This window comes from Lutimaribacter marinistellae (genome assembly GCF_042648365.1).
Lineage (GTDB): Bacteria > Pseudomonadota > Alphaproteobacteria > Rhodobacterales > Rhodobacteraceae > Lutimaribacter_A > Lutimaribacter_A marinistellae.
In genome coordinates this window covers 298663-325299 of record NZ_JBHRXI010000017.1, presented here as the reverse complement: position 1 = coordinate 325299, position 26637 = coordinate 298663, and the positions used below count along the sequence as shown (strand labels likewise).

General features: G+C 60.2%; 21 protein-coding genes, 1 tRNA gene and 3 pseudogenes. 9 read left to right on the top strand and 16 right to left on the bottom strand.

Translation table 11 applies throughout. From position 1 onward, the window contains the following. Window positions 1-312: 312 nt before the first annotated feature. Window positions 313-1785 (bottom strand): DUF3604 domain-containing protein, encoded by a 1473-nt coding sequence (locus ACFORG_RS18020; RefSeq protein WP_386736924.1) that lies wholly within the window; start codon window positions 1783-1785, stop codon window positions 313-315. Window positions 1786-1805: 20 nt separating this feature from the next. Here ACFORG_RS18020 and ACFORG_RS18015 point away from each other — a divergent pair, with 20 nt between their 5' ends. After that, entirely contained in the window at window positions 1806-2150 is a 345-nt protein-coding gene (locus tag ACFORG_RS18015; protein WP_386736923.1) for a hypothetical protein, read from the top strand. A 697-nt stretch (window positions 2151-2847) separates the two neighbouring features. Continuing rightward, on the top strand, window positions 2848-4305 hold the full coding sequence (locus tag ACFORG_RS18010; protein ID WP_386736922.1) for a cobyric acid synthase: 1458 nt from the start codon (window positions 2848-2850) through the stop codon (window positions 4303-4305). Window positions 4306-4308: 3 nt separating this feature from the next. On the opposite strand, the gene ACFORG_RS18005 is transcribed toward ACFORG_RS18010, so the two are convergent. The 3 genes from ACFORG_RS18005 to ACFORG_RS17995 form a co-directional block, all read right to left on the bottom strand. Continuing rightward, window positions 4309-5148: a hypothetical protein gene (locus ACFORG_RS18005; protein WP_386736921.1), complete on the bottom strand. Its 840-nt coding sequence runs from the start codon at window positions 5146-5148 to the stop codon at window positions 4309-4311. A 76-nt stretch (window positions 5149-5224) separates the two neighbouring features. Next, entirely contained in the window at window positions 5225-6631 is a 1407-nt protein-coding gene (locus tag ACFORG_RS18000) for a TolC family outer membrane protein (protein ID WP_386736920.1), read from the bottom strand. Between the two features lie 117 nt (window positions 6632-6748). After that, window positions 6749-7402, bottom strand: coding sequence for a protein-L-isoaspartate O-methyltransferase family protein (locus tag ACFORG_RS17995; RefSeq protein ID WP_386736919.1), 654 nt, complete (start codon window positions 7400-7402; stop codon window positions 6749-6751). A gap of 218 nt (window positions 7403-7620) precedes the next feature. Between ACFORG_RS17995 and ACFORG_RS17990 the strand changes: the two genes are divergently transcribed. Next, a tRNA-Cys gene (locus tag ACFORG_RS17990) sits at window positions 7621-7694 on the top strand. 312 nt (window positions 7695-8006) lie between these two features. Here the strand turns inward: ACFORG_RS17990 and ACFORG_RS17985 are convergent. Next, the gene (locus ACFORG_RS17985) at window positions 8007-8531 is read right to left on the bottom strand and encodes a DUF3768 domain-containing protein (RefSeq protein ID WP_386736918.1); all 525 of its coding nucleotides are present in this window, start codon (window positions 8529-8531) and stop codon (window positions 8007-8009) included. 195 nt (window positions 8532-8726) lie between these two features. Here ACFORG_RS17985 and ACFORG_RS17980 point away from each other — a divergent pair, with 195 nt between their 5' ends. Together ACFORG_RS17980 and ACFORG_RS17975 are read left to right on the top strand one after the other, a co-directional pair. After that, complete coding sequence (locus tag ACFORG_RS17980; protein WP_386736917.1) at window positions 8727-9881, top strand: type IV secretory system conjugative DNA transfer family protein; 1155 nt, start codon at window positions 8727-8729, stop codon at window positions 9879-9881. 12 nt (window positions 9882-9893) lie between these two features. Then, window positions 9894-11519, top strand: a complete 1626-nt coding sequence (locus ACFORG_RS17975) for a recombinase family protein (protein WP_386736916.1) — start codon at window positions 9894-9896, stop codon at window positions 11517-11519. Between the two features lie 9 nt (window positions 11520-11528). Here ACFORG_RS17975 and ACFORG_RS17970 read toward each other — a convergent pair whose 3' ends face one another. Continuing rightward, the gene (locus ACFORG_RS17970; RefSeq protein ID WP_386736915.1) at window positions 11529-11672 is read right to left on the bottom strand and encodes a hypothetical protein; all 144 of its coding nucleotides are present in this window, start codon (window positions 11670-11672) and stop codon (window positions 11529-11531) included. Window positions 11673-11806: 134 nt separating this feature from the next. Here ACFORG_RS17970 and ACFORG_RS17965 point away from each other — a divergent pair. From ACFORG_RS17965 to ACFORG_RS17955, 3 pseudogenes are all read left to right on the top strand, one after another. Continuing rightward, window positions 11807-12445: pseudogene (locus ACFORG_RS17965) on the top strand (DUF6880 family protein); the annotation flags it as partial. Beyond that, window positions 12440-12946: pseudogene (locus ACFORG_RS17960) on the top strand (IS66 family transposase); the annotation flags it as partial. The pseudogenes ACFORG_RS17965 and ACFORG_RS17960, both read left to right, overlap by 6 nt. 85 nt (window positions 12947-13031) lie before the next feature. Further along, a pseudogene (locus tag ACFORG_RS17955) lies at window positions 13032-13199 on the top strand (DNA methylase); the annotation flags it as partial. Between the two features lie 54 nt (window positions 13200-13253). Here the strand turns inward: ACFORG_RS17955 and ACFORG_RS17950 are convergent. The 9 genes from ACFORG_RS17950 to ACFORG_RS17910 form a co-directional block, all read right to left on the bottom strand. After that, window positions 13254-13910, bottom strand: a complete 657-nt coding sequence (locus ACFORG_RS17950; protein ID WP_224985298.1) for a DUF3299 domain-containing protein — start codon at window positions 13908-13910, stop codon at window positions 13254-13256. 20 nt (window positions 13911-13930) lie between these two features. Further along, window positions 13931-15253, bottom strand: coding sequence for an ABC transporter permease (locus ACFORG_RS17945; protein WP_386736914.1), 1323 nt, complete (start codon window positions 15251-15253; stop codon window positions 13931-13933). Continuing rightward, window positions 15253-15939 carry an ABC transporter ATP-binding protein gene (locus tag ACFORG_RS17940; RefSeq protein WP_386736913.1) on the bottom strand — a complete coding sequence of 229 codons (687 nt, stop codon included), beginning with the start codon at window positions 15937-15939 and terminating at the stop codon, window positions 15253-15255. Before ACFORG_RS17940 ends, ACFORG_RS17945 begins: the two co-directional genes overlap by 1 nt. Window positions 15940-15982: 43 nt before the next feature. Then, entirely contained in the window at window positions 15983-17038 is a 1056-nt protein-coding gene (locus ACFORG_RS17935; RefSeq protein ID WP_386736911.1) for a carbohydrate porin, read from the bottom strand. A 259-nt stretch (window positions 17039-17297) separates the two neighbouring features. Beyond that, on the bottom strand, window positions 17298-18032 hold the full coding sequence (locus ACFORG_RS17930) for a DUF3299 domain-containing protein (RefSeq protein ID WP_386736910.1): 735 nt from the start codon (window positions 18030-18032) through the stop codon (window positions 17298-17300). Between the two features lie 29 nt (window positions 18033-18061). Next, window positions 18062-19690 carry an aminoacylase gene (locus ACFORG_RS17925; protein ID WP_386736909.1) on the bottom strand — a complete coding sequence of 543 codons (1629 nt, stop codon included), beginning with the start codon at window positions 19688-19690 and terminating at the stop codon, window positions 18062-18064. 94 nt (window positions 19691-19784) lie between these two features. Beyond that, window positions 19785-20306: a DUF1269 domain-containing protein gene (locus tag ACFORG_RS17920; protein WP_386736908.1), complete on the bottom strand. Its 522-nt coding sequence runs from the start codon at window positions 20304-20306 to the stop codon at window positions 19785-19787. A 76-nt stretch (window positions 20307-20382) separates the two neighbouring features. Next, window positions 20383-21612: a serine hydrolase domain-containing protein gene (locus ACFORG_RS17915; protein WP_386736907.1), complete on the bottom strand. Its 1230-nt coding sequence runs from the start codon at window positions 21610-21612 to the stop codon at window positions 20383-20385. A 293-nt stretch (window positions 21613-21905) separates the two neighbouring features. Further along, the gene (locus ACFORG_RS17910; RefSeq protein ID WP_386736906.1) at window positions 21906-23456 is read right to left on the bottom strand and encodes an amidohydrolase family protein; all 1551 of its coding nucleotides are present in this window, start codon (window positions 23454-23456) and stop codon (window positions 21906-21908) included. Between the two features lie 203 nt (window positions 23457-23659). Here ACFORG_RS17910 and ACFORG_RS17905 point away from each other — a divergent pair, with 203 nt between their 5' ends. Continuing rightward, a complete protein-coding gene (locus ACFORG_RS17905; RefSeq protein ID WP_386736905.1) occupies window positions 23660-24661 on the top strand; it encodes an AraC family transcriptional regulator in 1002 nt (333 codons plus the stop codon). Between the two features lie 435 nt (window positions 24662-25096). Here ACFORG_RS17905 and cls read toward each other — a convergent pair whose 3' ends face one another. After that, window positions 25097-26527, bottom strand: a complete 1431-nt coding sequence (cls, locus tag ACFORG_RS17900; protein ID WP_386736904.1) for a cardiolipin synthase — start codon at window positions 26525-26527, stop codon at window positions 25097-25099. Window positions 26528-26637: the final 110 nt, after the last annotated feature.

Sequence of the window (26637 nt, the reverse complement as noted above, 5' to 3'; positions counted from 1 at the left end):
TCGTTGGAGGCCGCATGTTGGTTTTTGACCGATCGCGCTACAAGCCTCCGCGCTCGAAAAATCAGCAAGAAATCTTGGGAAATTTTCTTCGGAACGGTCAATCTGAATTACGATTTGCAGAATCAAACCTTAGAGGAAACTGCTCCGCCGAATTGCTCAGTGTTTCCATGTGGCTGAGCGGCTCAACACTATCACCTCAAAGCGGGCTGCAAAGGAAGCGACGGCAACAAACCGGGAGGACGCCATCTCCTTCATCTCCTTCGTCAATTGGACCGGCTGAGGCTGATCCGCCAGTGCTCCGCTGTCTCAAGCCTATGGCGTGTACCAGATTGGCGATGTAAAAGCACGATCCCTTACCGTTATGGCCGTACCCTCGGGCATCTTTACACCGAAGTATGGAGCGTCGTAGGCCGTCCAACGCGGTGACGGTATCTGGATCACCCGCACGTAGTAGGAGGCCCGTAGCGACGGGTCGAAGTCGGGGTCTTCCCACCATCCGCTCAGGACGCCGCGACCGATGTCATTGGTGTAGGTCGCGGTCGCGATGTCGACGGTGCTGCCAACATCGCCGGCGCAAGCGTTATCAACAATCTCCCGGTCCGCACAGGCAACTTCGTAGATCCGCTCCTGCAGGTCTCCGTTCCCGTCAACCCAACCCTTGATGATTTGCACGCGGTCAAGGTTCGCACCCTCTGGATCGCGCAGGGCACGCACCATGAAGCGCGGTGATGCCCCCTCGGGGCCGGGTCGCAGGTCGCCGCCCATCGGGACGCCCCGCGCATATCCTTCGGCGGCGAAATCAGGCAGCTGCACCTCACTTTCTGCGAAGTCCCATCCCGCGAACACGCGCACGCGCAGGCGGGTGCCGCTGGTCGCATAAACCTCGCGGCGTTTCATCGCGTCCCAGATCGCTTCGCGGGTATTTTCCGTTGCCCAAACCGCCGCGAGACCGGAAGCGCCCAGATCTCGGTCGTAGATGGAGAACCGCGGGTCGACTGCACTCTCGATAAAGATCCCGTCCTTACGGTGATCAGAAGGTTCAACGTAATAGATTTTACCGAACCAGTTTTCCTCGCGCGTGGACGGAATGGCATTGTGGTTGTCCGTCGAGCCGACCATGCCAAACTTGAACGGGTTGACCCCAAGGCGGACTTCTTCCGCCATTCCAAGTTTCAACGCCTCACGCGCGTATTCGGTCTTCAACATTTCCGGTGTCTTGGGCACGGTCCCAATGAGATTCGAAGCATCCATGATCTCGAAATCCGCGAAAGCATCGTCGGGCGACAAAAGCGGATGGGCCTCGCCAGTGCCCTTGGATTGGGTCACTTCCAACAGCGGTTCATAACCGGCTCGGGCCGTTGCGTACTCGGCGTCAAACGGCTCGCCGTCAAAGGTTTCGAGCATGGACATCATGCCGTTCGAAAGGTTACCATTGTGCGGAATGGCCAAGGCCCGGCCACCGGTCCGAACCTCGTAATCCGCGAGGTAGCGCCACAAATCCTCCGGGTCGTCGCTATCAAAGGCAGAGAACGGTACGACTTGGCGGGTTCTGTCCGCGTTGTCGCGGAAAATGACGTTACGATGCAGATTGTTGCTACCGGGGCCCGACGTCCATTCATAGCCGATGAACGCCGTAAACACACCGGGCTGGTTGTAGCGCTCGGCGTTGTCGATGACCCGGTCCCAGACGCGCCTCTGCATCTCCGGACTGTCGATCGGATCCTCGCCGGCAGCATTCGCCGCACTCCATTCGTAGGCGGCGTCAAGACCGGTGCATACACCCAACCGAAGCGGCGGTCCTCGCCTTGGTCGTCGCCCTCTCGACCCCGGCCTTTGAGCAGGAGGTGCCGCAAGACGGCTCGGTCTTACCGCTGCCGCCCGCGCCTTTCACGGGTGTCACAAAGGAGGCATTTGAGGGCGCTCCTCAGGACTATCCGCAACCGGTGACGCCATCCGACGGCGCGCCGAAGATTGTAACGGTGCCAATCGACCACCTCGGCTTCGGCCAGCCTAGAACCTTCGGAGGCTCGGTTCCCACATCCGCCATGATCGCGCTGGTCAACGCGGGGTTACGCTACACCCGTTTCCACACCACCGCGATCTGCTCGCCCAACCGCGCTGCCGTGCTGGCCGGGCGCAACCACCACTAGAGCGGCTTCGACACCATCACCGAACTGTCTACCGGCTATCGCGGTTACAATAGCATCTGGCCTCAGTCGACCACCAGCATCGCCGAGACTCTGAAACACGACGGCTATTCAATTACGGCGTCGTGAAAGTGGCACAATACGCCCGATTGAAAGACGTCCCCGTTAGGCCTACGCGTCCATTGGCCCATCGGGTCGGTTTCGAATACCGGTACGGCGCTCAGGGTGGCGAGACAAGCCAATGGAACCCGCAACTGTTCCGCACCACCCACCCACAAGGGAGAGATTTGGCACGGACTTGCCCACGACACAGCCCTTTCCGTTTCGTTTCGAGAAGTTGCCCTCTGGTTCGACCGATCGGATATTGGCCGATGGCTCAAAGCCCGAAGCCATTTCCGGTTTTCTTTCTGCGCGAGATGCTCCGGAACTCTTCTCCCAGCGGCCGCCGTAGTGACCAAGAATAACCCGTTGTGAAAATCGAATGCCTGCCGAGAAAAACCCGGCAGGCTTTACTCGCATGTGCCAATACCCGGAATACGCCAGCAACCGGGGGGACGCCTTTTCGTTGGCTTCTCAGTGAGGTTGCGGCTTGGGGTTCTCCATTCGAAAGCCCGTGATTGTCGTTTGGCCCTCCACTCAGTTCCGCCTTTCCCTCGGCATCGAATCGCGGTCATCTGCGCGCCACGACAAAGGGAGTCACATGGCGCGATCCATCATGATCCAAGGCACCGGCAGCGATGTCGGCAAGTCCATAATTGTGGCCGGCATGGCGCGGGCCTTTTCCCGCCGTGGCCTGTCGGTAGCCCCGTTCAAGCCGCAGAACATGTCGAACAACGCCGCTGCAACGCCCGATGGCGGTGAGATTGGCCGTGCTCAGGCGTTACAGGCCCGTGCGGCAGGGCGAGCGCCACATACCGATATGAACCCCGTCCTGCTCAAACCCGAGAGCGAGACCGGCGCACAGGTTGTCGTACAGGGGCGTGCGGTCGGCAGCCTTGGCGCACGAGACTATGGCCGCGACAAACCGGACCTGATGCACGCCGTCCTCGAAAGCTATCGGAGGCTTTGCGCCGATGCTGATCTGGTCCTTGTCGAAGGGGCCGGCAGCCCTGCGGAAACCAACCTGAGACGAGGCGATATTGCGAACATGGGGTTTGCCTGCGCGGCAGGTGTACCCGTCGTGCTGGTTGGCGATATCCTGCGGGGCGGCGTCATCGCGCAGGTCGTCGGCACACGGGCCGTACTGGACGAGCAGGATCTCTCTTGGGTTCGGGGGTTCGCCGTGAACAGGTTCCGCGGAGACGTTTCGCTGTTTGACGACGGGCGCGACGATATAGCCGCGCGCACCGGATGGCCCTGTCTGGGCGTCGTACCGTGGTTCCATGATGCATGGCGCCTGCCAGCCGAGGATTCTATGGACATCCGCTCTGCCCCGGGTGTCGGGTTGAAGATTGTTGTGCCGCACCTGCCGCGCATGGCCAATTTCGATGATCTCGACCCGCTCTCTGCGGAACCCGAGGTCAGTGTCGAGATCATACCGGAAGGTCGCCCCCTGCCCGGCGATGCGGACCTAGTGCTCATTCCGGGCAGCAAATCCACGATCGCCGATCTGGCGTCCTTTCGGGAACAAGGTTGGGATATCGACCTGCTGGCCCATGTGCGAAGGGGTGGCCACGTGTTGGGGCTTTGCGGCGGTTACCAGATGCTGGGTCGAAAGATCAAGGATCCGCACGGCTTCGAAGGCGTAGCGAGCGAGGTTGATGGGCTAGGCCTCTTGGACATCGAAACCGTCATGCACGGCACAAAGGAAGTGAGCCCGCGTCAGGCAATCGCACTGCCATCGGGTGCCCCTGTGACGGGTTATGAAATCCACATAGGCCGCAGTTCCGGGCCGGACTGTTCGCGCGCCTGGCTTGAGGTCAACGGTCGACCAGAGGGCGCATCGTCGTCCAATGGTCGCATTCGCGGCTGTTATCTCCACGGTTTGTTCGCCTCGGATGCTTTCCGAGCCGATTACCTTGGCACATTGGGGGCCGGATCAGTTCCGGGTTACGAAGACGGGATCGACGACGTACTGGACCGGCTTGCAGACCACTTGGAACGCCACATGGACCTCAACCGCCTTCTGTCGCTTGCCGAGGTGCCTGCGAATATCTGACAGTTAGTCGAATTCCTGCGCCGTCAGGGCACGGTGGATTTCGCGTCGCACGAGTTTGCGCACGTTTCGTGTTATGCGCTCGCCCAGGGCGCCCTGAAGCTCCTGTCGGACGATATCGGCGACCAGTTCACGCAGCATTTCCTCGTCCATCACAGCTTCGTCCAGCGAGAACGCGCCCTGATCGTCAACGTCTTCATCCTCCGCATCGGTGAGGACGGCATCTTTGCTTGGCGCGGGCTCTTCTACTGGCGGTGTCGCAGCGGTTTTTTCGTCAAAAGACACGTCCGCCGTTACCTCGGGATCGTGATCTTCCCACTCGATCTCTTCGACGCTGCCGCCATAGACATCCTCGTCGCTGCCATCGGGCTCCCACTCGTCATCGGCGGTCTCCGAGATAGCGGTCTCCAAAGCCTCGAAACGTGCCGAAAGGCTTTCGAATTCCACATCTGGCGAAGCCGCCTGATCCTCCTCGTCGGAAAGGCTCACCTCGACACCGGCCGTATCTGGAACAACGTCTTCCGGCCGCAACATCATCGGCTCGGACTCGTCGGATTGCGCCTCGAGACGTGCCTCACCTGCGATCACATGCGCGGCCTCATAAAGGGTCGCCTCGGGATCTGACCAAGGTGCTTCCGGATCGATTGGGTTGCGTTCCGGCTCTTCCGGCTCTGCGTCTTCTTCGGTCTCGCCAACCCGCAAGGCAGGGGTCAGAACCAGCCGATCATGCTTGACAGGTTCCGGGCGCGCTTTTCCACGTGGCTCTGAACGGGTCTCTTCGCTGACCAGGCGACGGATCGACGACAAAACATCCTCGATCTCACTTTTCGTGACGGGATCAGACATCTATTACTACCACTCTTGCCCTCAGGAAATGAGTGTAGCCAAAAGATGCTGTCCCGGCAACGAATAGCACGATTTGTTACCTTTTTCCCAAGGCCTTCATAACGCGGTCCAGATCCTTGCTGCGCTGGCTGACCACCGCAGGCGCGTCCTTGACCAGATTGTAATAGAGGGTCGGATCGTAGATCTGGACGGCAAGTCCAAGATGTTCGGCCGTCAAAACGCCTTGGGCCGACAGCAGCTGGTAGGCCGCCAGCGAGCGTTCGATACGGTCCTGCACAAGGGCCAGCTGCGCATCCAGCAAGTCCTGTTCAGCCGTCAGCACATCCAGTGTCGTCCGCGCGCCAAGTGTTGCTTCTTCGCGGATACCCTCGAAGGCGACCTGTGCCGCACGCACACGCTCGTTCGACGCCGTAAGCGAAGCGGTTGCCGTCTGATAGCGCACATAGGCGTCATTCACGCCTTGGATGACATTCTTCTGGACGTTGATGAGGTTCGCCTTTGCCGCGTCACGAACGGCCATGGACCGGCGCACCAAAGCTGCAAGGCGACCGCCGGCATAGATGTTCTGGGAAAAAACGACCCCCGCGCTGGCGGAGTGGTTGTAGTTCGCATTCCCGTAATTCTCGGTCACCCCCACGTCGGCCTGCAACTGGACGCTCGGGCCAAGGTTACGGCGCTGTTGCTCGACCGTCAGTTCAGCGGCGCGCACATCGTGCTGTGCGCCAAGGATCTGCGGATGGTTCCGCACGGCCAAGGCGACCGCAGCATCCAGCGAGGACGGCAGCGGCGGCAGGCGAGGTTCGCCCGCCGTGCGACCGGGCGCACGGCCGACCGCGTTGACATACTCGGCCTGTGCCGATGTCAGGTCACCCCGAGCCGTCGAGAGGTTCGCCCGTGCAAGCGCAAGGCGCGATTCCGAAAGTGCAACATCGGTCCGGGTGACTTCGCCGACTTCGAACCGGTCATTCGACGCGCGCAGTTCTTCACCCAGAACCCGCACGTTGTTCTGCCGCAACTCGACCGTCTGTTCCTGCAACAGTACCCGCAGATAAGCTGTTACCGCGCGGAACAGCACTTGCTGTTCGATATCGATGAGCGCCTGCCGGGTTGCCAGCACGGTCTCTTGCGCGGCTTGCTTGGCCAGAACCGCAGCGCCGCCATCATAAAGAAGCTGCCGGAAGGTCAGACCTGAGAAGAACGTAGCCGTATCGGTGTCGGTCACCAATGCCCCGGTCCGCGCGCGGTTGAAGCTTTGCTGAATGCGCGTGGTCCAGTCGATGATCGGACGAAGTGCCGAAACCGCGATGGCCACATCCTCGTCCGCGGCCCGCAGAAGCGCCCTGTTCTGTTCCAGCAGACCGCTTGTGTTGTAGGCACCGACCAGCGCGTCGGCAAGATTGTCCGCCGCAGCCTGGTTGCCACCGAGCCCTGTCGCGAACAACGCGAACGACAATACCGCCGCCTTCGCCAGTCTCCGGCTCATTCCCCTACGCATGCCTGTCCCCTTTGCCCGAAGATTGCGTATGCTCTGATTTGTGTTTTGAACGCAGCTTGCGCGCAGCGAGTCCGCAAGGCAACCCGTACCCTGCAATTCCCACCGCTATAGTGCAAAGCTGCGACGCTTTTCGAAGCCTTCCAGCACCGGCGCGCCCGCATTGAAGGCAAACCGCCATGTAATCTGCCCGGCATTGGAATAACCGACCCGAACCGTGCCCAGATTGTTATCCATGAAGATACAGGCGATCCGGCCGCCATCCTTGAGCTGATCGAGCAGCGCTTGCGGCACTTCCTCGACCCCGCCCTGGATCATGATCACGTCATAGGGGCCATGTTCTTCGGCCCCTTCGGCAAGGGGTCCGTTGTGCACGATCGCGTTGTCGGCCGAGACCTCGGACAGGATTTCCTGCGCCTCCTGCGCCATCGCCTCGTCCGATTCCACTGCGACGACGAATTGAGCCATGTGAGCAGCGACCGCCGCAGAGTACCCGTAACCGGACCCGATATCGAGAACCGAGTCTTCCAGCCCAATGCTGAGCCAGTCGAGTATCTTGGCGAGTGTGCGTGGCTCCAGCATGTAGCGCCCGCCGCCCAACGGCACCATCTGGTCGGCATAGGCCGCCTCGCGCTGCGCATTCGGCACGAAGGCTTCGCGCGCAACCTTGAGCATCGCGTCAATGATCGGGAACTTCGTAACATCCGAAGGCCGCACCTGGGTGTCTACCATCATGCGGCGGCGCGCGGCGAAATCTGTCATGGGTACGCTCTTTCTATCCCTCGGCTAAGGGGCTTTTGCCACATCCCCAAGGTCCGGGCAACGGCCCAAACCCGCCAGTCCTGCACCCGCCCTGTCGATTTTCGGCACAGGCGAACCGGTTTGACCGCACAGATTCATCAAATGGTCACTGGACCTGCCGGTGCAAACCTGTTAGAACCCGCCGCACACCACGACAAGTGATTGATTTCACTGCACAAGGCGAGTTGGCGGAGTGGTGACGCAGCGGATTGCAAATCCGTGTACACCGGTTCGATTCCGGTACTCGCCTCCAAATCGTTTCAATGACTTATCCGAAATAGACCTACTCAAGAAGCAACGTCAGTCTCTTTTTAGTCTCTTTGATCAACTGCGTTTCCATGGACCGAGATGTTCTGCGTTGGACACCGCCAATGCTCTCAAAACCGTGCTTTCAGGTCGAGAACCGGCTCGAAATTCGCGCAAAAGCTGGTTTCGGGTTAGACTCCGACAACGAGGCGGAAACTTCTGTGGCGTCCGATGGCCGTCGAGGAAAACACCCGCCTCGATCAAAAGACGGGTGTGGTTTGCGTTTGCGATCTTCGGAAACGTCTATCCTGAATCTCGCTTAATATTCGCTTGCCAACATCACCGTCAGCACCCTGCAGGTGACTTCCGGATTGGCGGCGTCGGGCGAGTGGTATGTGAGGTCCCGGTCGAACGTGTCGATTTTCCAGAAGACCCTGTCGCCTTGGCAATCGAACGCCCCGAAGTCGTGCTCGCCGCGCGGGTCCTTGTCCTCGGAGAAGGCGTCGAAGGCAGCGATGGTGGCCATGATCCGGGGCAGTGCATCGTCGCCAAGCGCGCGGATGCCTTCAGTGATCACGACGGTTCCGTGCTGGACGTCGCCACGGCGGAACGCGTCGTTAAGGCGGCGGATGCGCTTGGTGCGGAAGTCCTCGTCCACCTCCCAGGCCAGCCGCGTGTTGCCGCCGCAGGCTTCGCAATGGGCCTCATCGAAGATCGCCTGCAACTCCCAGGCGCCGGTCATCCGGTTCCACATCGCCCAGGCATCGCGCAGCACGGCCGTGGCCTTGCAGGCCCCGCAGACCGGGTAGGCGCCGACAAACCCGCTCAAGTCTTGTGTCGTCATCTCTTCTCTTCCTTCGCTGGGTGGCCGCCCGAACCGATTTCGGGCGTACCCGCCGAAGGACGAGCGTGACGGCGGGAAGGAACTGATCCGGTGTCAGTGTACAGGCACCGCTGAGGCTGACTACTGCCCCTCGTGGCCAAGACGGAGCTGCGCGCGTCCCTATCGCAACGATGAGGTCGGCGGGACAATGCTGGAATGCACGTCCCCGTCACAATGCTTGGCAATGCCTGGAGCCGGTATGGCAGCCGGGCCTTCGGCATCCGGCAAACTGACCGGATGCAGCATCTCTACATCATCGGCCAGACCGGAGCCGGCAAGTCGACCCTGCTCTTGAACATGGCGCTGCAGGATGCCGCGCAGGGTACCGGCTTCTGCCTGATCGATCCGCATGGCGATCTGGCCGAAGAGCTTGGGGCCCGGGTCGGCGACCGCGCCCTGGTCTGGCGGCCCTACGACCGGGACTGTCCGCTGGGATACAACCCGCTGACCCGGACCTCGCCGGCCCTGCGTCCGTTGGTAACCTCGGGCCTGATCGCCACCCTGCGCCACCAATGGGCCGATGCCTGGGGCGTGCGCATGGAGCATTTGTTGCGCCACGCGGTGCTGGCGCTGCTGGATCAGCCCGCAACCGACCTGCGCGACATCATGCGGCTGTTCCTGAACCGGGAATTCCGCAAGGACGTGATCTCCCGCATCACCGATCCGCAGCTCCTGCAGTTCTGGACCGAGGAATATCCCGGTATGAACTACAAGACGGCCGCAGACGGCGTGGTGCCGATCGCCAACAAGCTCGGTACGTTCCTGAGCCATCCGGTGGTGCGTCAAGCGCTGTGCGAGCCGCGAGAGCCGCTACGGTTCCGGGCGCTGATGGACGAGGGCGGCATCCTGATCGTCAACCTCGCCAAGGGCCGGCTCGGCTCGGACATCGCCAACCTGCTGGGCGGGTTGGTGGTGTCGTCCCTGACCCATGCGGCCTTTACCCGTGATCTGTCCAGCGCCCGGCGACCCTTCATGCTCTACGTGGACGAGTTCCATAACTTCACCACAGACGCGCTGGCCGAGACTCTGTCGGAGACCCGCAAATACGGGCTGTCGCTCACGCTGGCGCAGCAGCATTGCCGACAGAGCTCGGACGCGCTCTTTACCGGCATCATGGGCAATGTCGGCAGTCTCGTCGCCTATCGCACCGGCCCGCTCGACGCCGGCCTCATCGCCCAGCAGCTGGGCGACGTGACACCCGAGCAGCTGATCGGGTTGCCCAATTACCAAACCCTCGTGCGCCTGATGGTGGATGGCACCCAGACCCGCGCCTTCTCGGCCGACATGCCACCACCGCCAGCACAGGTTTAACACCCAAATCTTATGAAATACTTTATTTACTGCCGGAAATCCCAGGAAGCGGAGGACCGGCAAATACTCTCGCTTGAGAGCCAGCAGGCAGAAGTTTTGCAGCTTGTGGACCAGGACAATGACATCGAGATTGTCGAAACCTTCATTGAAGCCTACAGCGCCAAGGCGCCGGGCCGGCCGCAGTTCAACGCCATGCTCGACCGGATCGAGGCCGGCGAAGCCCAGGGCATCATCGCCTGGCACCCCGACCGTCTGGCCCGCAATTCCATGGATGGCGGCCGGATCATCTATGCCCTCGACCGAGGGCTGCTGCGGGACCTGAAGTTCTGCACCTACAGCTTCGAGAACAGCAGCCAGGGCAAGTTCATGCTGAACATCATCTTCGGCTATTCGAAATACTACGTCGACAGCTTGAGCGAGAACGTCAAACGTGGCCAGCGCGCCAAGGTCCGCAATGGCTGGATGCCGAACCGGGCGGCGCTGGGGTATCGCAATTGCCGGGAGACGCAACGGATATTGCCCGACCCCGATCACTTCAAGGCCGTGCGCGACATGTTCGATCTGCTCTTGTCGGGCCAATACTCTGTAGCGGAGATTCATCGGATCGCGCGGGATCAATGGGGATATGTCACACCGATCCACAAGACGATGGGCGGCAAGCCCCTGTCCCGCTCTCAGGTTTACAGGCTCTTCACCAATCCGATCTATGCTGGCTATGTCCGTTGGAACGGGGAGCTCTTTCCCGGTGCGCACAAGCCTGTCGTCACCAAAGCCGAGTTCGAACAGGCCCAGGTACTTCTTGGACTGAGTCCGCAAACCCGGCCGGCCCGGCGCTGCTTTGCCTATGCCAAGATGTTCACCTGCGGGGCCTGCGGCCGGGCAATCACCGCAGAGCGCAAACGCAAGCCCAGCGGGCGCATCTACACCTATTATCACTGTACCCGGGTCCATACCTCGCCGCGCTGCAGTCAGCCCTCCATTGAAGAGCGGCAATTGGCGGAGCAGATCGACAGGTTCCTCGACAGCCTGCATGTCCCGAAGAAGATTGCAGATGACATCGTCGCGGCCTTCAGGGACCTGCCGGAGCGGGACGCGGAGCGACAGGCGGACCGCATGCGGCAGAGCGAAGCGACGGTTGCGCGGGCAGAACGCCAGCTCGCCAACCTAATGGACCTGAGGTTGGACGACCGGATCACGGATGCCGAGTTCGAAGCCAAGCGCCGGGAGTTGCAGCTCGAGCGGGACGCCGCCCTCGAAAGAGCCCGATCGGCAACGGTGGCACGTGGAAAGTTCGAACCGCTGGAATTGCTCGCAAAGTTCAGCACCAGAGCCAGATCCTTGTTCGAAGAGGGTGACAACGCGATGCGCGCACGGGTCCTGAAAATCCTGTGTTCGAACCCGCAGATCAGGGACAGACGAGCCTTGCTGCAAGCCGCCAAACCATTCGAAGACCTGCGCAAGATGCGCGATTGTCTCATTCTGCGGGGGGAATGCGACAGTGTTCGAACCTCGTCAGCCGCCCGAAACCTGCGGCCGCTCACGAAACTGTCCCGAAAACCGGACGCGATCCCGTCCGCTGAAATGGCCTTCCTTCTGGATGGTAAGGAACCAGCGGCACCGACCGCGCTCGATGCCTGACGCCACCCGCTACAGCGTCTTGAGCTCCTCGTAGAGCGCATACATCCGTTCGGCGATTTCCAGCGCTTCCGCCTCATCAAACGGCCGCGCATAGACCTGCTCAAGGCTCTTGCGCAAATCCTCGATCTTGTCCGGGGTAAGCTGAACTCGCATGGGGACAGTCTATCGTCCTGACATACCGGCGCCAGTGCCCCGCAACGTCATGCGCGGTTGCGGCCGGCGTGCCGGCAAAGCATTGTCAATGTGAGCAATGAGAAGTCCGGTGCCCGACCAATGTCCAGAAAAACCTGAACAAGACCAACCTGCAAAAGCTAGGGGCGGAAAAGCTCGCGGACCTGGTCATGGACCTGGTGCAGGGCAGCGCCACGCTCCAGCGGCGCGCCCGGATGGAGCTGAGTGCCGCCGAGGGCCCGAAACAAGTGGCCTCGGACTTGCGCAAACGGTTCGCGTCGCTGCGGCGGGCGACAAGCTTCGTCGATTGGCGTAAACAAAAGGCGCTGGTCAAGGACCTCGATGGTCTGTTGCAGATGATCGAAAACCAGATCGCCCCGCAGGATCCTGATGAAGCCTTCGACCTGCTCTGGTCGTTGCTCCTGCTGGCCCCGTCGATTCATGAACGCACCGATGACAGCAACGGTGCGATCGGCGATGTGATGCGCGAAGCGGTGGAGATCATCGCGCAGATCGCGCATGCCGTTTCCATGGACGGAAGGGCACTGGCAGAGCGCATTCTGGATGCCGTTGCAGATGCAGGATACGGCGAGTTCGACGGAATCATCCCGGCGACGGCAGATACGCTGGGCCAGGACGGACTCGAACATCTCAAGATGATCACGCACCTCTGGGCCGAGGCGCCACCCACCGACCACGAACTGGACCGGTATCGCGGCTGGGGACTGTCTTCCTCCCCCGCGGAAAACGAGGTAACCCAGTCCAGCACGGCCCCGATTGCGCAGGAAGGTCTGGCCCGAATCCAGGCGCTCTTTCACATCGAAAAAGACCTGCGCGGCCTGCCGGCAGACCAGCGCCATGACGCTCGACAGGATCGCTCAAAACCCCTCATCGACGCCTTCGAACTCTGGCTCGCCCAGAACCGCGCCCGTGTCTCGGCAAAATCGCCAACCGGAGAAGCCCTGAAATACATCGCCAAATACAGGGACGGGCTGATCCTGTTCCTCGACGACGCGCACATAGAACTGGATTCCAACGCCGTCGAGCGCACCATCCGTCCCATCGACCTCAACCGCAAAAACGCGCTCTTCGCTGGCCATGATGTCGGCGCACAAAAATGGGCTGTCATCGCGTCCCTGATCGAGACCCGCAAACTTAACCGGATTGAGCCCCATGGCTATCTATCCAGTGTCCTCAAAGCCATCGCAGCCGGACACAAACAAACCGATATCAACCTGCTGCTGCCCTGGAACTAAGGCAATCCGGTGTGAACGGCGCACCGCTTACACCCTGCCCGTCTCAACCGGAATCCCTCTGACAGGACCGTGGAGACAGCACGAGGCCGATGTGGTCGGGCGACTGCTGGGCGATGTGCGACCGCTTCTGATGGTCACCGACGCACCCTATGGTGTCGAGTGTGACCCTTCCTGGCGCAACCAGGCCGCCGAGGCGAAAACCAAGCGCACCGGCAAGGTGCTAAACGACGACCGAGCCGACTGGCGAGAGGCGTGCCCGTCTGAACCGATTTCCTTCTGACACCGACGTCTGGAGCCGAAAAGATCCTCAGCTGCTATAGTCCTCGACCAGCAGCGGCTGCATCGAATAGCTGACGGAAACCGGAGCCTGCCCGTCGACATAGCCAACCGTCTGAACCGAACTCTGGGCGACCATGGTCCCGGTGATCCATACGGGGGTGAAGAGGCCATTCACCTCGATGCCTTTGGGATACACGACATGGACGATCTGGTTGGCGGGGGGCGGCGGGGTGTGGATACAGGCACCCACCGTCGGCACGAGAAGAAACTCGACGACCTTGCGGTCCTTGAATTCCAGGGGCAGAACATAGCCCGGCAGGCGGACGCTCATGCCAACGAGGTCCTCGTTCACCTCCGAGGCCGCCGCTTCGCGTTTCTCCATGATCACCAGACGCGCGGCGAACAATCCGTCGACATCGAGGCCGTCCTTGGCTAGCTGGTCGCGTAAAGCTTGCGCTTCGGCGCGGGCTTCAGCGTCATCGCTCCGCTCCGCCCCTGCTTCGAACCGCAGGATCTGGCGCAAGCTGTCCATCTGATCATCGGTGAGGGTTTCGAACGGGTTTTCAATCACGGTGGCGGGAGGTGAAAGCGTATCCCACGAGATTTCCTGAGGTTCGGTCGCCCGTGCGAGGCCCGGAGAAACGGCAAGCGAGAATATCAAGACGAAACGGGCGAACATGGTCATGGAGAAATCCCCTTCTTTTATCATAGCCGAACCGACAGCCCGTCGGCCAGCGTCATGCGGTAGACCCGGACCGCCGGGAAAAGCGAGGCGAGGAGCCCGGCCCAGAAGATGACGAAAAGGGTGGCCATTTCGCGCATACCAAAGACATTCAATCCCAACCTCATACCGAAGCGGGCAGACAGGATCGGGTCGGTCACGAACGTGGCAACCGTGAGCAGAACAAGGCCGAGGATCAGCCCCGCCGCGGTGAGGATGGCAGCCTCGGCGACGATTAGCGAAAAGATACGGGTGGGCGTGGCGCCAACAGACCGCAGGATCGCAAATTCGCGGCGGCGGGTGTCGAGGGTCGCGGAGAGCATGACCACCATGCCGATCATTCCTGCCAAAGCCACGGCCCACGCCATCAACCGCATCGCGCGCTCCGCTGTCCCGGTAATCCCCCAGAGCTCGGCGAGCGCGACCGCAGGGAGGACTGCGCTCAACGCATCGGAAGCGCGTTCGTTGACGGCCCGCTGCAGACCTAGGACATTCGTCCGATCGATCAGCCCAACGTAGACGGCATTGATCCGGTCCGGTTCGTGACTGTGTTTGGCCTCCGTGCCTTCGTGTTCGCCATGATCTTCGTGCGCGTCATGCCCGTCATGATCGTCATGATCGTCGGTGAGCATGGCGGCCGGGTCGAGGGGGTCGGCAGCAGGCGCGTATTCTTGCGCATGCAGGGCGTCGAACCCTTCGAGCGTGACGAAGACCATCCGGTCGACGGCGGTGCCCGTCGGCGCGAGCACGCCCGATATCGTGAAGGGCGCGTCGTCGTGCAGGTCGAAGGAAACCTCGCCCGCGCCGTGGGCGTTGACGATCACCGCACCGGGGGCATAGTCGAACCGCGCCGCGACCTCGGCCCCGACCACGGCGGCATCCGCCCCGTCACCGGAAAGGAACGTGCCCGCGGCGAGGGAGAGAGGCTGACCGCCAGAGTGCCGGAAATGCTCGAAATACGATGCAACCGTCCCGATCACCGGATAGCCGCGATGATTGTCGCCCATCTGGATCGGGACCGCCCAGGCCACCTCGGGCCGATCTTCCAGCCACTCGAAGCTGTCCCATGTCATGCCCGTCCCGGTGCCGCCGACGCCGAAGACGGTGGCCATCAGGATCTGCACCGAATTGCCGCGCGGCGCCACGATCAGGTCGATCCCTGACGCGGAGTTGGCAAAGCTGTCGCGCGCGCCGTCCCGGAGCCGCTCGACACCGAGGATCAGCGCGACGCTGAGGCTGATGGCCAGCACGGTCAGGCCGGCCACGAAGCGGCGGTTCCACAGGCTGCGCAGGCTGAACCCCAGCATCAGGCCGCGCCCCCGTTGAGGGCGACGAAATCAACACTACGGTCGAAATGATGCTCTAGGCTGCGGTCATGGCTGACGAAGAGCAGCGCGCTGCCCGCTTCGGCGCATTCCCTCGCCAGCAGGCCGACAAAGGCCGCCTTGGCCGCCTCATCGAGCGCCGAGGTCGGTTCATCCGCCAGGATCAGGTCCGGCTTGCCGATCAGCGCGCGCGCGGCGGCAACCCGTTGTTGCTGGCCCACGCTGAGTTCGCTAGCCGGCTTGCATAACAGGGACGTATCCGACAGCCCTAGTTCGTCGAGCAGCTTCCGGGCCGTTTTCGCAGGATCCTCGCCCGCGCGCGCAAGCCGACACTTGGAGAATGTACAGGGCAGAAGGACGTTCTCGAGCGCGCTCAGCCAGGGAATCAGATTGAACACCTGAAAGATTATGCCGATATGGTCCACCCGGAACCGATCCCGCGCACCGCCATTCAACGCGCCTACGTCGTTGTTCGCGACCAGGATAGCCCCCGGTGAAACATCCACCACGCCTGTGATAGCTGAGAGGAGCGTGGATTTTCCGCACCCGCTTGGGCCAAACAAGAAATTCCGCTCACCCTGAGCTAGCGACAGGTTTGGTATGCGCAGCGTCGCTTTTTCCGACCCGGGCCAAGTGAAAGTCAGGTTTTCGACGTGCAACGCCCTCATTCGATACACTTCCCTCGGCTACTTTGACCCAGCCCCAATAGTGTTAGAATACTGCTCTCAAACGTACTCCGAAGACCATGATGCCGTCGGAACTCGGATCGCCGATCGGATTCGCAACATATTGAACCTGAGGCGTGATCTGGAAGAAATCGTTCAGACCATAACGGTAAAACGCTTCCAACGCGTACTGATTCAGCGAACTTCTAGGTGCACGTCCCCAATTCAATCCAAGGCCGGCGAAGTCCTTCCCACCGCGTGCCTCGTATGCAGTCGCAAAGCTGATCGAACGATCCAGCGCAGTGCCACCACCGTCGGCAAACCCGACGCGGAACGTTCTGTGCCAGGGACCAGAACGGCCGCTTGCGGCGAAGGAGATACCGTGGCCCTCTGGCACGCCAGCGGCAGTGCGTTCATCGACCTGCCAGACTGTCAGTTGCAAAAGGCGGTCAAAGCGTTCCCCCCATTCCGGGGTCCAGCCTATCGCGAAATGCTTGAAGGTTTCGCCAGTCTCGAAAAGGTCTTGCGCGCTTCGGACCGGGTCAGATGGATCACTGTTTGCGTTCGCGAAGCCGCCCAGAATGACCCAGTTTTCGCCGATCCGCCATCGAAGGGCAGCGCCCAAGCCCTGATTGGGTGCCGGAAAAGTAGATTGCTGCTGGAACTCGAGGTTGGTGAAAGCCGTCCACGGGTTCGCAAGGCCATCGACATTCACATAGTCGGTCACATCGACCTGCCCGACCACGAAACTGCCGCGTCCTCCAGCGAAGCGCTGACGCCAATAGAAGTTGGTCAAGACCCAGCCCGCGTCACTGAAGGTAGAGGAGAACAAACCGGCATACCCGAGGGATGGTCCAAGCGCCTGAGGCGAGATCCTGCTTCCGAGCGCAGATCGGTTCTCGAACTTGAAAACAAGTGCACCTTCGTCCAGCGTGTCGCGGCCCACTGCTGTCCATGTGCCATAGAAGCGGAACGCGTTCGCTGCGGCGTCAGAAGGCGTCTTGGCGGAATGCGAACCAAGATACTGGATTTGATTGTCGAAACCGAAAGATAACCCGGTTCGAGTTTCGAGCGCCTTTTTTCGGGCGCTCAGCTCTTCCATGGAGCCCGGACTGTGACCCGCAGACTGGGTAGCGATAGTTCCCAATACACTGCGACCCGTCGAGAAGCCAACGTTGTCCAAACCTTGTGCCAGTAACTGATCGGCGAACACTGGAAGCAAAAAAAGAACGCAGATCGCGAAGCCTGTCCGGAATCTGCAAAATCTGCACCCTGACAATGATCCGAAGAGTAAGCCGGTCATCGCTCGGCGCCTTCAGGATGCGAACAGGAAAGCGCACGTCGTGTTCGCTTAAGGCTGATCATTCCGAACCTTGCACCACCGCCAAAGGATCAATCCCGCTCCGCGCAGCTTTGTCGCCTTCGGTCTTTCCAAAGGGTCCATTTGCGATGATCTTGTCAGCGGACAACTGCCACATACTGATCATTCGAACCGAACCGTCCAACAGGAATATTGTCTGATCTGAGGGATCATTGAGCAAGGTGCCAACGACGGAGACGGGTACGTACAAGTTCCGGGACGGAAAGCTTCCCTCATAGCGGACGCGCACCAACTGGTTCGGAGGGGGCGCCGGCTTGTGACTGCAGAGCCCGACCTCAGACACAAGGTAGGCCGCCGAGGCACCATCAGGGTCGGGCTCAGCGGGGATCAGGAACCCGTCCAATGCGACTTCGGCGCCGTCAAAAAGGGGATTTGTGGCGAGACGGGCGCGCTTTCGTAGAACCGCAACCTCCCAACGGGCTGCCAGCAGTTTCTCAATGTCATGACCTTCTTCTGTCAGCGCCTCGCGTGCGTCGGCAACGAGGGCTGAAAGCCTTTCTCGCGTGGCGGTGTCGAAGTTCTCATTGTCAAGTCGCTCCTGCAAGCGCACGACAGTACGCAACTCTTCAAGACTCCGAAGTCCCATCGCCTGGAAGGGATCTTCGAATGCTGCCGCCGCAGGATCCGGTAGCTGGTCGAAATCGATTACGCGAGTATCAGCCAGCAAGGGCGCGGCGGCCAGAATGGCCACCACAGTCTTCAAAAAGAGTCGCATTTCATGTCTCACAACTGCGTTGGGAAGTCTCAATTGCTACCCTTCGGAGGAATTCCCGGCGCGACCTCGGGCATGCCAGTCGAGAACTCGAGATTCCACGCCTCTTCCGACACTGTCTCGAAACGCGCCCGATCTTCGGGCTCGTAGCGGATCGGCTGGCCGGCGAAGACTTCAAGAAGTTCGTCGTCACGCACGGTCACTTCGCCGTGGACAACGACCGCCTTGAACCCTGTCGAGGGGATCGACCCCTGATCATAGGTCGCGTTGTCGGTCACGATTTCGGGATCGAACACTACGATATCGGCGACCATGCCCTCCTGCATCCGGCCGCGCTCCTGCATCGCCTTCAGCCCGGTACGGCCCAGACGGTAGGCCGCGTTGTAGCTGAGGATCGACAGAAGCTGCATCATCGGGATGTCGTTCTCGCGCCCGAGGCGCAGCGTTGCGGCGCGTGCACCGGCACCGCGTGGATGCATGTTGCCCAGTTCCTCGAACGGCGTGTTCCAGGCGCCCATCAAGGGTTCGGCGAACATCGCGTCGCTCGCCATGGTCGTGCCCTTGAGAGTCAGCCACCTCACCGAGTCTTCGGGTGGCGTCTTGAACAGAATGATTTCCTTGGTGGGTGTGGCCGCGACATCTTCATTATATTCGGCCAACGTATAGAAGTCGCCGGTGACAGGGTCCTGCAACGTGTCCTCGTAGCTGTGCCCCAGTCTTTCGACCCAGTTGTCGGGCTGAAGGAAGACGGCATTCAGCGTGGTCGACCCGGCGGAATAGGGGTAGATCTCACCCCAGACGTTGAAGCCTTGCTCCTGCAGCCTGAACACGAGCTCGTGCGTCAGCCGCCATCCCGGATTGTTGAAGTGCATCATGATCGCCGGCGCATCGAGCGCCAGGGCGTTGGCGAGGATTTCCTGCGCGCCCACATTCTCGAAGGTCGCTCCGTCCGGGGTGAAGCGCGTATGCACGCCGGTGTGACGACCATAGCGCGCTCCGACCCTCTGGACCTCGAACATCTCTCGGGACGAGACACCGTTGCGCATGTATCCGAGCGTCGAGCCGATACCGACCGCGCCCGCCCGGAGGCCTTCGTCGATGATCTGAAGGATCGCGTTTCCGGTATCGAAGTCGGCGGTGCCCTCGCTCCAGCCCGATCCCTTTCGCGTCTCAAGTGCCGCGACGGGACCGCGCCCCAGGATCTCGGCGTCGTCGTAGCCGTCGAGCACGATGGCCCTGGCAAGTTCGTGGCTGGATGCGCAGCCGAAATTGGCCTGGGTCGACCCTTCCCGATCCTCGTAGAACTGCTCGACATACGTTCCCGCGCAGCCTTCCTCGAGGTCCATGCTGGAGGTCAAACCGTCGCGCAGGCCGATTGCGTAGCCGAGGGGCTGCTGCCAGTGGAAATGCGTGTCGATGAAGCCCGGCGCGACGATGTGTCCGGAAGCATCGATTTCCTCGGCTCCCGTCAGCGGCTCCTTGGAAATCTCGACGATGCGACCGTTGGAAATCCCGACATTTGCGATGCTGTCGTACAGCGTCTCAGGGTCCATCACACGCCCATTCGAAATGACCAGATCATATTCCTGTGCGTCGACGGTTCCTGAGAGCAACACGAAGGACGCCAGGGCCGAAGCCATCAAGGCGGAGGAGTGTTTCATGGTGTTGGGTCCCTTGATTTCAGTTTGCAGTTCGGTAGATGGAATAGACGCATCGCGGGCCGCCGTTGATCGTGCGGCCCGCTCTGCCCGCCGGTCAACTGGAGTGCTTCAGTGCCTTGCGCAGTGCCTGGATGTCTTTCTCATCGATGTCTGTCGACACGATCGTACCACCAAGCGGTTCTATCGCCGACCCAAAATCGTCCAATGTCACCTTTTCACCCACCAGGATCAGAGCTGATGTGTCGCGGTCAAGAGAACTGGCAAAATCCTCCAGCACCGGATCGTCAAAAGCCAATTCGTCGATGGCGCCAAACATCGCGCCAAAGCTGCCGCCCATTGCCGCGCCCGCAGCCGCACCCGCAGGGCCGAACAACAGTCCAATCAGCGCACCCGTAATCAGGCCCCAGCCGGTCTCTTCTCCCAGCGCACCATCGGCCGACCAAGTGCTGTGAACGCTCAGAAAGCCAAGATTGTTGCGTGACACAATGGCCAAATCGTCGATCCAAGGATAGGCCGGCGTGTAGTCCTCCAGCGTGTTCAGCGCCTTTCGGGCGGTTTTCTTTCCATTGAATTTAACAGCTTTGAATCCGTACATTTGGGGACCTTCCTTTTCCATCTGTGTAGGTGTGGTTGACTGACCTTGGTGTTTGCTCCCGCTGCTGAACGCCGGCCTAGGAGCCAGAGTTTATTTGTTATTCGCCGGCCAGCAGCTTGGCCGCTGCACGCAAATAGCCCGGAGAGTGATCGACGCCGGCAACACTCTCGTCATTGGTGGCGAGACCGAAGTAGCAGCCACAGAAGTCGCGCCCGGGATCGACATATATGCCCTGGCCCATGTTGCCGTGTTTGAACATCGCACCATCTTCGAATGCGTGGTCCCATTGCGCCGTGTTGAAGGCCGGCGTCTCGCCGAACCAGCGCTGTCCATAAGCGATTTCCGTAGAGTTCGCATAAGCCTCCGGGTTTCCAAGCGTCTGGATTTCCTTCAGCAATGCGTCAGTTACGATCTGCTCTTCCGACACCACATTCCAACTCGGCGTGTAAATAAGCGCATAGCGCAGCATGTCCTCAAGCGTGGTGAAGTTAAGACCTCCACCCACCGGGGTGCCGTCCGGCGCAAGCCCGATCATGAACGGGCCACGCGCCCCGATCTTGGACCAGATACGCTGGTTCCAATATGCCTCCCAGGACATCTGGGTAACCTGTTCGACAAGCAGAACCAACGCCTGAGTGTTGGAAGTCGAATAGCGGAACACATCGCCGGGTTTTTCGTCAGAAAGCGGTTGGACCTCCTTTAGAAGAGAGCGCCACTCCGAAGGATCGTCCGCCGGTGTAAAAATAGCCGTGAAAAATTTCGTGATCCACGAGTCGGGGTTGCTCAGACTTTCGAAGGTTTCCTCGTTATCGACCCCGACCGACATGTTCATTGTGTTCTTGACACTGACATTGTCCCAGAAACTTCCAGCCAGTTCCGGAATGTAGGTCGACATCGGTTGTTCCATATCGATGGCGCCCTCATTCGCCAGCATCGACACCAGCAGCCCGGCCGTCGTCTTAGAAGCGGACATCCAGACGTGGTAGTCCATAGGGTTCATACCAGGAAAGATCTCGAAAACGACCTTGCCCCTATATGCCATCATCATGGCCTGAACCTGGCGCGGACCCACAAGGTATTCGCGCAAGGGCGGGTTCGTCGAACCATCAAGATTATCGAAGGTGATGTCGAGTAAATCGGCGTTGATGGCGCGATCCAGAAAGCTGAAATCAGGCTGCGCCGCGACGGTTCTCGACTTGAAGAAAGACGGGATGTTCAGGTTGTAGAAGATCGAATCATCATTGCCGGATTGCCAGTTCGGGAAACTAAATCGCGACGTTGCGGCTTCCACAAACCCCAAAGGCGGCGGGTTTTTCCAACGCGCCATTGGGCTATCAACCGAGAGCGGCTCGAACCCGGGCGCTCCGGCCAAAACCGGGCCGCTGCCTTTTGCGTCTGCGGCTCCGGGGGAAAGCCCGAACCCGGCGCCTCCCGCCAAACCACCGAGCGCAGCACCTCCGGCCAATACGGCGCGGCGACTTACGTTGTTCGGCCCGATTCCAGCATTTCTCTTAACTACCATTTCTACCTTTCTTCCTTTCTTTCGAAAATCACTCTTGCTATTTCCGATATCGAAGGATCACTCGGAAATTCGATTCAGTTGGTATTCCAGACCCCAATTCACTGTGCGACCGTGCGACGGATCGGCTGGCCATAAGCTTCTCCAATAACCAGTTCTCCGTTGCGAACAGCAAAGCCACCGTTCACGATTACGGTTTGTATACCTATGGCGGGCTGGTTGGCGTTCTCGAAAGTCGCTCGATCAGCTATCGTCTTAGGGTCGAATACCACGATATCGGCGTCCATGCCGACTTGTAGCCGGCCTTTCCGACGCATCTGCGGCACGAAGTCTTCCAGCGTCTGCGCCGGCATCAGCGACATCTTGCGGATCGCTTCGCTCATCGAGAGCACGCCACGCTCGCGCACGTAGGAGCGCAGGATCTTAGCGAACGTCCCGGCCGAGCGCGGATGGGCAAACACGTTGTCCGGCAGCGGCCATGCATCGCCTGTATAGGTCTGTATATTGCCGTCTTCGTCGAAATAGGACCAGAATGTCGCATCAGACGCGATCAACGTCGATGGGTGCGTTACCGACATGTCCAGCTTGGCCAGGTCCTCGGGCTTGGCTTCGTCGAGGAAGTGCCAGGTGATGAAGGTACCCGGCTTGTTCGCTTGGTAGTCCGCGAGTTCGTCTTCGGTCATGCGGTCGGCACCAAGCTGGAAATTCTCCGAGGTTGATTGCATCCGGTCCCGCCAGTCCGGCCCGGTGAACATGGCGGCGCCGACCACAGTGCTGGCCGCGCCGTAGGGATAGGCCTCGACGGTGATGTTGATGCCCTGCGCCATCGCCTCTTCCACGAGGGCCAGCGTGGCCTCGATGTCCGCCATCGAGGTACTGTTGATGTGGCAGATATGCATGTGCGCGCCGGTAATCGCCGCGTTGGAAATCAGTTCCTTCAGCGCCTCGAAGGAGCTTTGCGGCTCGATGACGCTGGCATAGCGGACATGGGTGTAGGTCGCGACGCCATATTCATTGGCCAGTTCGGCCAACGCGAAGTATTCTTTTTGACCGTATCCCGGCGCATAGCCCGCGTTGACCCCGATCCCTAGGGCCCCCTCCTTGAGCCCCTGTTCAACCAGCGACAGGATCCGCTCGGACTGGTCTTGGTTCGCGATGTCCATCTTCCAGTCGTTTTCGGATTGGGCATCCTGGAAGAATTCGATCGTCGCCAGCGGGTCGGTGTCGTCGAAGGTGGCGATCCGGCCATAGGTCCAGCCCGCCGCCGCACCGTAGTTGATCGGCAGGCTCTTGGCAGCCTGCCCGTCGTACCAGTCGCCGATGGGCAGGACGCCGGATTCAAGCTCGAGCGCTGTCGTCACCCCCTGCATGGCCTGCATCCGATAGTCGCCGATGCTCTGCCCATGTGCATGCAGGTCGATGAAACCGGGAGAAACGACATGACCCGTAGCATCGACCACGATATCGCCTTCAAGGGGGAACTCGCTGATCGCCGAGATGCGGCCATCTTGGATCGCTACGTTGCGGATTGCATCGAGACCCGTCTCGGGGTCGATCACACGACCATTCTGAAGGACGACGTCATTGGCCAGCGCCGTGGTGGACGTCGCGACAAATACGCCCAGGGCACTGATTTTTTGAACTATTTTCATTTGGATCATTTGCGATATCTGTCACTGTTGACAGGCTTCAGTAGTCGTGGCGCTTGCGCTCGATCTTAACATGTCGCCGACACATAACTGCATATCGCTGATGGACAGCCCCAGTTGATTTCTGTCCTCAAAGGATAAGTACAAAGAGGCAATGCAAGTGCTTGCAAATCACCGGGCGGAGTGTTCAGACAGAGGACAGCCGAATGATTAATGATGGGATCGCCTTCAACCGAGCACTGCAGCTTCAGCCGCTTCTTGAACTTTTCGAGCGGCTGGGCGGTAACACCGATCGAGTGCTCAGGGCCGCTCACCTCGAAAGCTTCGACCTCTCGGACCCCGCGACACTCATTACAGGCAATGCACTTTATCGTGCGGAGCAGGAAATGGCTGATGCGCTCGGTGATCCCTACTTCTCGGCCCGCGCCGCAGCGATGTTCGTCGAGGCTGGTCCTGTTTTTGTTCGAGAAAGCTTCAAAGCATCGCGCACGCTGGCCGAGTTTCTTCCTCGTGCAATCGTCGAAATCGATCGGCAGATCAGCAATATCCGCTATTCCCTTCAGATTAATGCAGAGTCCACCGTGATCTGGGGCAAGAGAACCTTTCACCCTTCGGCATCGATCATTCAGGCCGATGCCGCACTTGCGAGTACTTGGGTAACCTTGCTGAGATTGGCGGTCGCCCAAGAGTTCGACTGCTCGCGGATCTTGATCGTAGTGCAGGAAGACGCCGGCATTCCACCAGACCTTGTACCAAAGCCTTCGATCGTGAAACAAAAGTGGAACGGCGTAAAGATCCGATTCCCCACGGAATGGTTACAGCTGCCACTGGAATTGAACTGGAAAATCCCACCGACCAGGCGCGGAGAGTTCGATGATGCATCCCGACGCGAGGCCATAATGGCTTGGTTGGAAATCGCTTGTCGCAACGGTATCGGCGAAGGATCATTTGGCATGAAGGAGCTTGCCTATCGCCTCGATGTGCATCCAAAGAGCTTGCAACGCACCTTCACTTGGCTGGGGACGTCGTTCCAGAAGACTCGAGACAATGCTCGAAAACAGAAGGCACTAGAGATCCTTGGCAGCGAGCAATCCACCAGGAACGAGGAAATTGCCGAAATGCTCGGGTTTTCCAACGCTGCAAGTTTCTTTCGAGCATTCAAGAGATGGACCGGTGTCACACCTACCGAGTTTCGGTCGAAGCTGTGATTGGATCTGTTATTTGAAGACGTATAAGGACGCCGCCTGTTTGCAACGGCATGGTTGGACATGGCTCGGTGGTCAAGCTTGCTGACGTTTATCCGGCTTCTAGGGACCGCCTGATACATTCTCCCTGCGAGCCCCGATGGATTTCCACGCCCCTGTCACAGCAAATAGGACACGATTATTCCCTTGCCTCGATCTGCAATACTGCTGCACGAGCCTTCCTGATCTTGGCTCAATCCAAGCAGGCGAAGGCGACCGGCGCTGAGATTAAGATTGAGGAGCGTGGCAGGCCAATTTGTTCTCACAAAACCAACGGATGTAGATCATGTCCGCCAAGCAGATGATTTCCAGACCGCTCAGTTTCCGATGCCTGACGGAAGCTTTGCGTTGCAGATCGGTGACCTGATCTTTCAACCCGCGGCAGATAGGGGTCGGTGGTCAAAGAACGGGCCCGACGGTTGCCAAAGCGTTGTTCCAAAGCCGCTCGTGCCAAGGCCAGCCCTGTACCTGCTCCAGAGTGACCGCCCTGCTTTCGGCTATGTATAGCTTCTGGCGCGCACGCATGTCTGCGGTCAGCTTGGCGTCATGGAAAAGGATGTTGTTCTCGTAGTTCAGCTCGAAGCTGCGCCGGTCCATGTTCGCCGACCCGATCAGCGCTATCTCGCCGTCCACGGTCATGGATTTCGTGTGCAGAAGGCCGGGTTGAAATTCGTAGATCTTTACGCCCGCGGTCAGCAGATCCTCGTAATACGACCGGCTCGTCGCGCCGACTGCGAAATCGTCGTTGCGTGCCGGGAACACGATGGTCACATCGACACCCCGGTTGCCCGCGGCACAGAGAGCCGCCTGTATTGCCTCGGTCGGCACGTAGTAGGGCGTCGTGATCACAAGCTCTCGCCGTGCCGTGTACATGATGCTCTCGAACATCTCGGGCATCGCAGAATTTCGTACCGTCGGCCCCGTCGCCACCACCTGTGCCGTGAAACCAGGCGTTTGCGGGCCCAACGGCGCGTCGAGGACATCGCTAATGTCCTCGTCGAAGTTGGCCATCCAGTCGCTTGCGAAGAGGTGCTGCGCCTGTCGCACCACCGGCCCCTCGAACCGCATGACCGCATCAACCCAAGGCGCGTATTTCGCCTTGGGAAGAAAGGCAGGGTCGGCGCAGTTCTGGCTGCCGCAATAGGTGACGCGGTTGTCGATCACGAGGATCTTGCGATGATCCCTAAGATCGACCCGGCCGTCGAAAACCCGCCAGAGCGGATTGCCGATCTTCAAGGCACGGGCCAGCTTCACGCCGGCATCGCCCATCGCCTTCCAATGCGGACTTCGGATCAGGTCCCGCGAGCCGAGATCGTCGACCATGGCGCGGCAAGTCACACCGCGCGCAGCCGCGCGCTTCAGAGTCTCGACCATCTTGCCGCCGTTACCGTCGGGTAGCCAGATGTAGAACATCAGATGGACGTGGTCCTGAGCCCCATCGATATCGGCGATCATCTCGTCGATCGCAGCATCGGAATCTTTCATCAACCTGGCCCGGTTTCCGCCAACAGGGTCGTATCCGCTGATCGAGCAGCCAATGTTGAATAGCTGCGCGTATCGGTCCGGGACAGGGGTCGCGAGAACCTCGTTTTGCGCCGGTTCGGGTCCCGGTGGCTTCGGAAGCTCCCGAAGAATTTGTCTCAGTCGCTCTACACGCTTTCGGCCAATGCTCGTTTCGCCAAGGAGCAGGTAGGCGACAACGCCCGCGACCGGCAGCGCGAAAAGCACCGCCAACCATGCGACGCGCGCAGACGGGTCACGGTGCGGCCGCAGAAGAACGCGCGCCGCGCAGGCAAGTACCAAGGCATAGTGCAGGGCGATCCAGATCATAGGCTCGTGCCTCCTCGCTTGCGCCAGATGCTGCAAATGCCGCTCGTGCGCGCATGCGCAACTTCTCCCAGCCGATCTGTCTGACGCTGCCAGTGGCCGAACTCTTCCGG

Bases quoted from the DNA above. Each gene is read 5' to 3' on its own strand.
- ACFORG_RS17930 (WP_386736910.1), bottom strand. From the start codon at position 18,032: ATGCGACTCTTTTTGAAGACTGTGGTGGCCATTCTGGCCGCCGCGCCC.
- ACFORG_RS17910 (WP_386736906.1), bottom strand. From the start codon at position 23,456: ATGAAAATAGTTCAAAAAATCAGTGCCCTGGGCGTATTTGTCGCGACG.
- ACFORG_RS17940 (WP_386736913.1), bottom strand. From the start codon at position 15,939: ATGAGGGCGTTGCACGTCGAAAACCTGACTTTCACTTGGCCCGGGTCG.
- ACFORG_RS17970 (WP_386736915.1), bottom strand. From the start codon at position 11,672: ATGCGAGTTCAGCTTACCCCGGACAAGATCGAGGATTTGCGCAAGAGC.
- ACFORG_RS17995 (WP_386736919.1), bottom strand. From the start codon at position 7,402: ATGACAGATTTCGCCGCGCGCCGCCGCATGATGGTAGACACCCAGGTG.
- ACFORG_RS17945 (WP_386736914.1), bottom strand. From the start codon at position 15,253: ATGCTGGGGTTCAGCCTGCGCAGCCTGTGGAACCGCCGCTTCGTGGCC.
- ACFORG_RS17935 (WP_386736911.1), bottom strand. From the start codon at position 17,038: ATGGAAGAGCTGAGCGCCCGAAAAAAGGCGCTCGAAACTCGAACCGGG.
- ACFORG_RS18010 (WP_386736922.1), top strand. From the start codon at position 2,848: ATGGCGCGATCCATCATGATCCAAGGCACCGGCAGCGATGTCGGCAAG.
- ACFORG_RS17905 (WP_386736905.1), top strand. From the start codon at position 23,660: ATGATTAATGATGGGATCGCCTTCAACCGAGCACTGCAGCTTCAGCCG.
- ACFORG_RS18000 (WP_386736920.1), bottom strand. From the start codon at position 6,631: ATGAGCCGGAGACTGGCGAAGGCGGCGGTATTGTCGTTCGCGTTGTTC.
- ACFORG_RS17920 (WP_386736908.1), bottom strand. From the start codon at position 20,306: ATGGAAAAGGAAGGTCCCCAAATGTACGGATTCAAAGCTGTTAAATTC.
- ACFORG_RS18005 (WP_386736921.1), bottom strand. From the start codon at position 5,148: ATGTCTGATCCCGTCACGAAAAGTGAGATCGAGGATGTTTTGTCGTCG.
- ACFORG_RS17915 (WP_386736907.1), bottom strand. From the start codon at position 21,612: ATGGCGCGTTGGAAAAACCCGCCGCCTTTGGGGTTTGTGGAAGCCGCA.
- ACFORG_RS17975 (WP_386736916.1), top strand. From the start codon at position 9,894: ATGAAATACTTTATTTACTGCCGGAAATCCCAGGAAGCGGAGGACCGG.
- ACFORG_RS17980 (WP_386736917.1), top strand. From the start codon at position 8,727: ATGCACGTCCCCGTCACAATGCTTGGCAATGCCTGGAGCCGGTATGGC.
- ACFORG_RS17925 (WP_386736909.1), bottom strand. From the start codon at position 19,690: ATGAAACACTCCTCCGCCTTGATGGCTTCGGCCCTGGCGTCCTTCGTG.
- cls (WP_386736904.1), bottom strand. From the start codon at position 26,527: ATGATCTGGATCGCCCTGCACTATGCCTTGGTACTTGCCTGCGCGGCG.
- ACFORG_RS17950 (WP_224985298.1), bottom strand. From the start codon at position 13,910: ATGACCATGTTCGCCCGTTTCGTCTTGATATTCTCGCTTGCCGTTTCT.
- ACFORG_RS17985 (WP_386736918.1), bottom strand. From the start codon at position 8,531: ATGACGACACAAGACTTGAGCGGGTTTGTCGGCGCCTACCCGGTCTGC.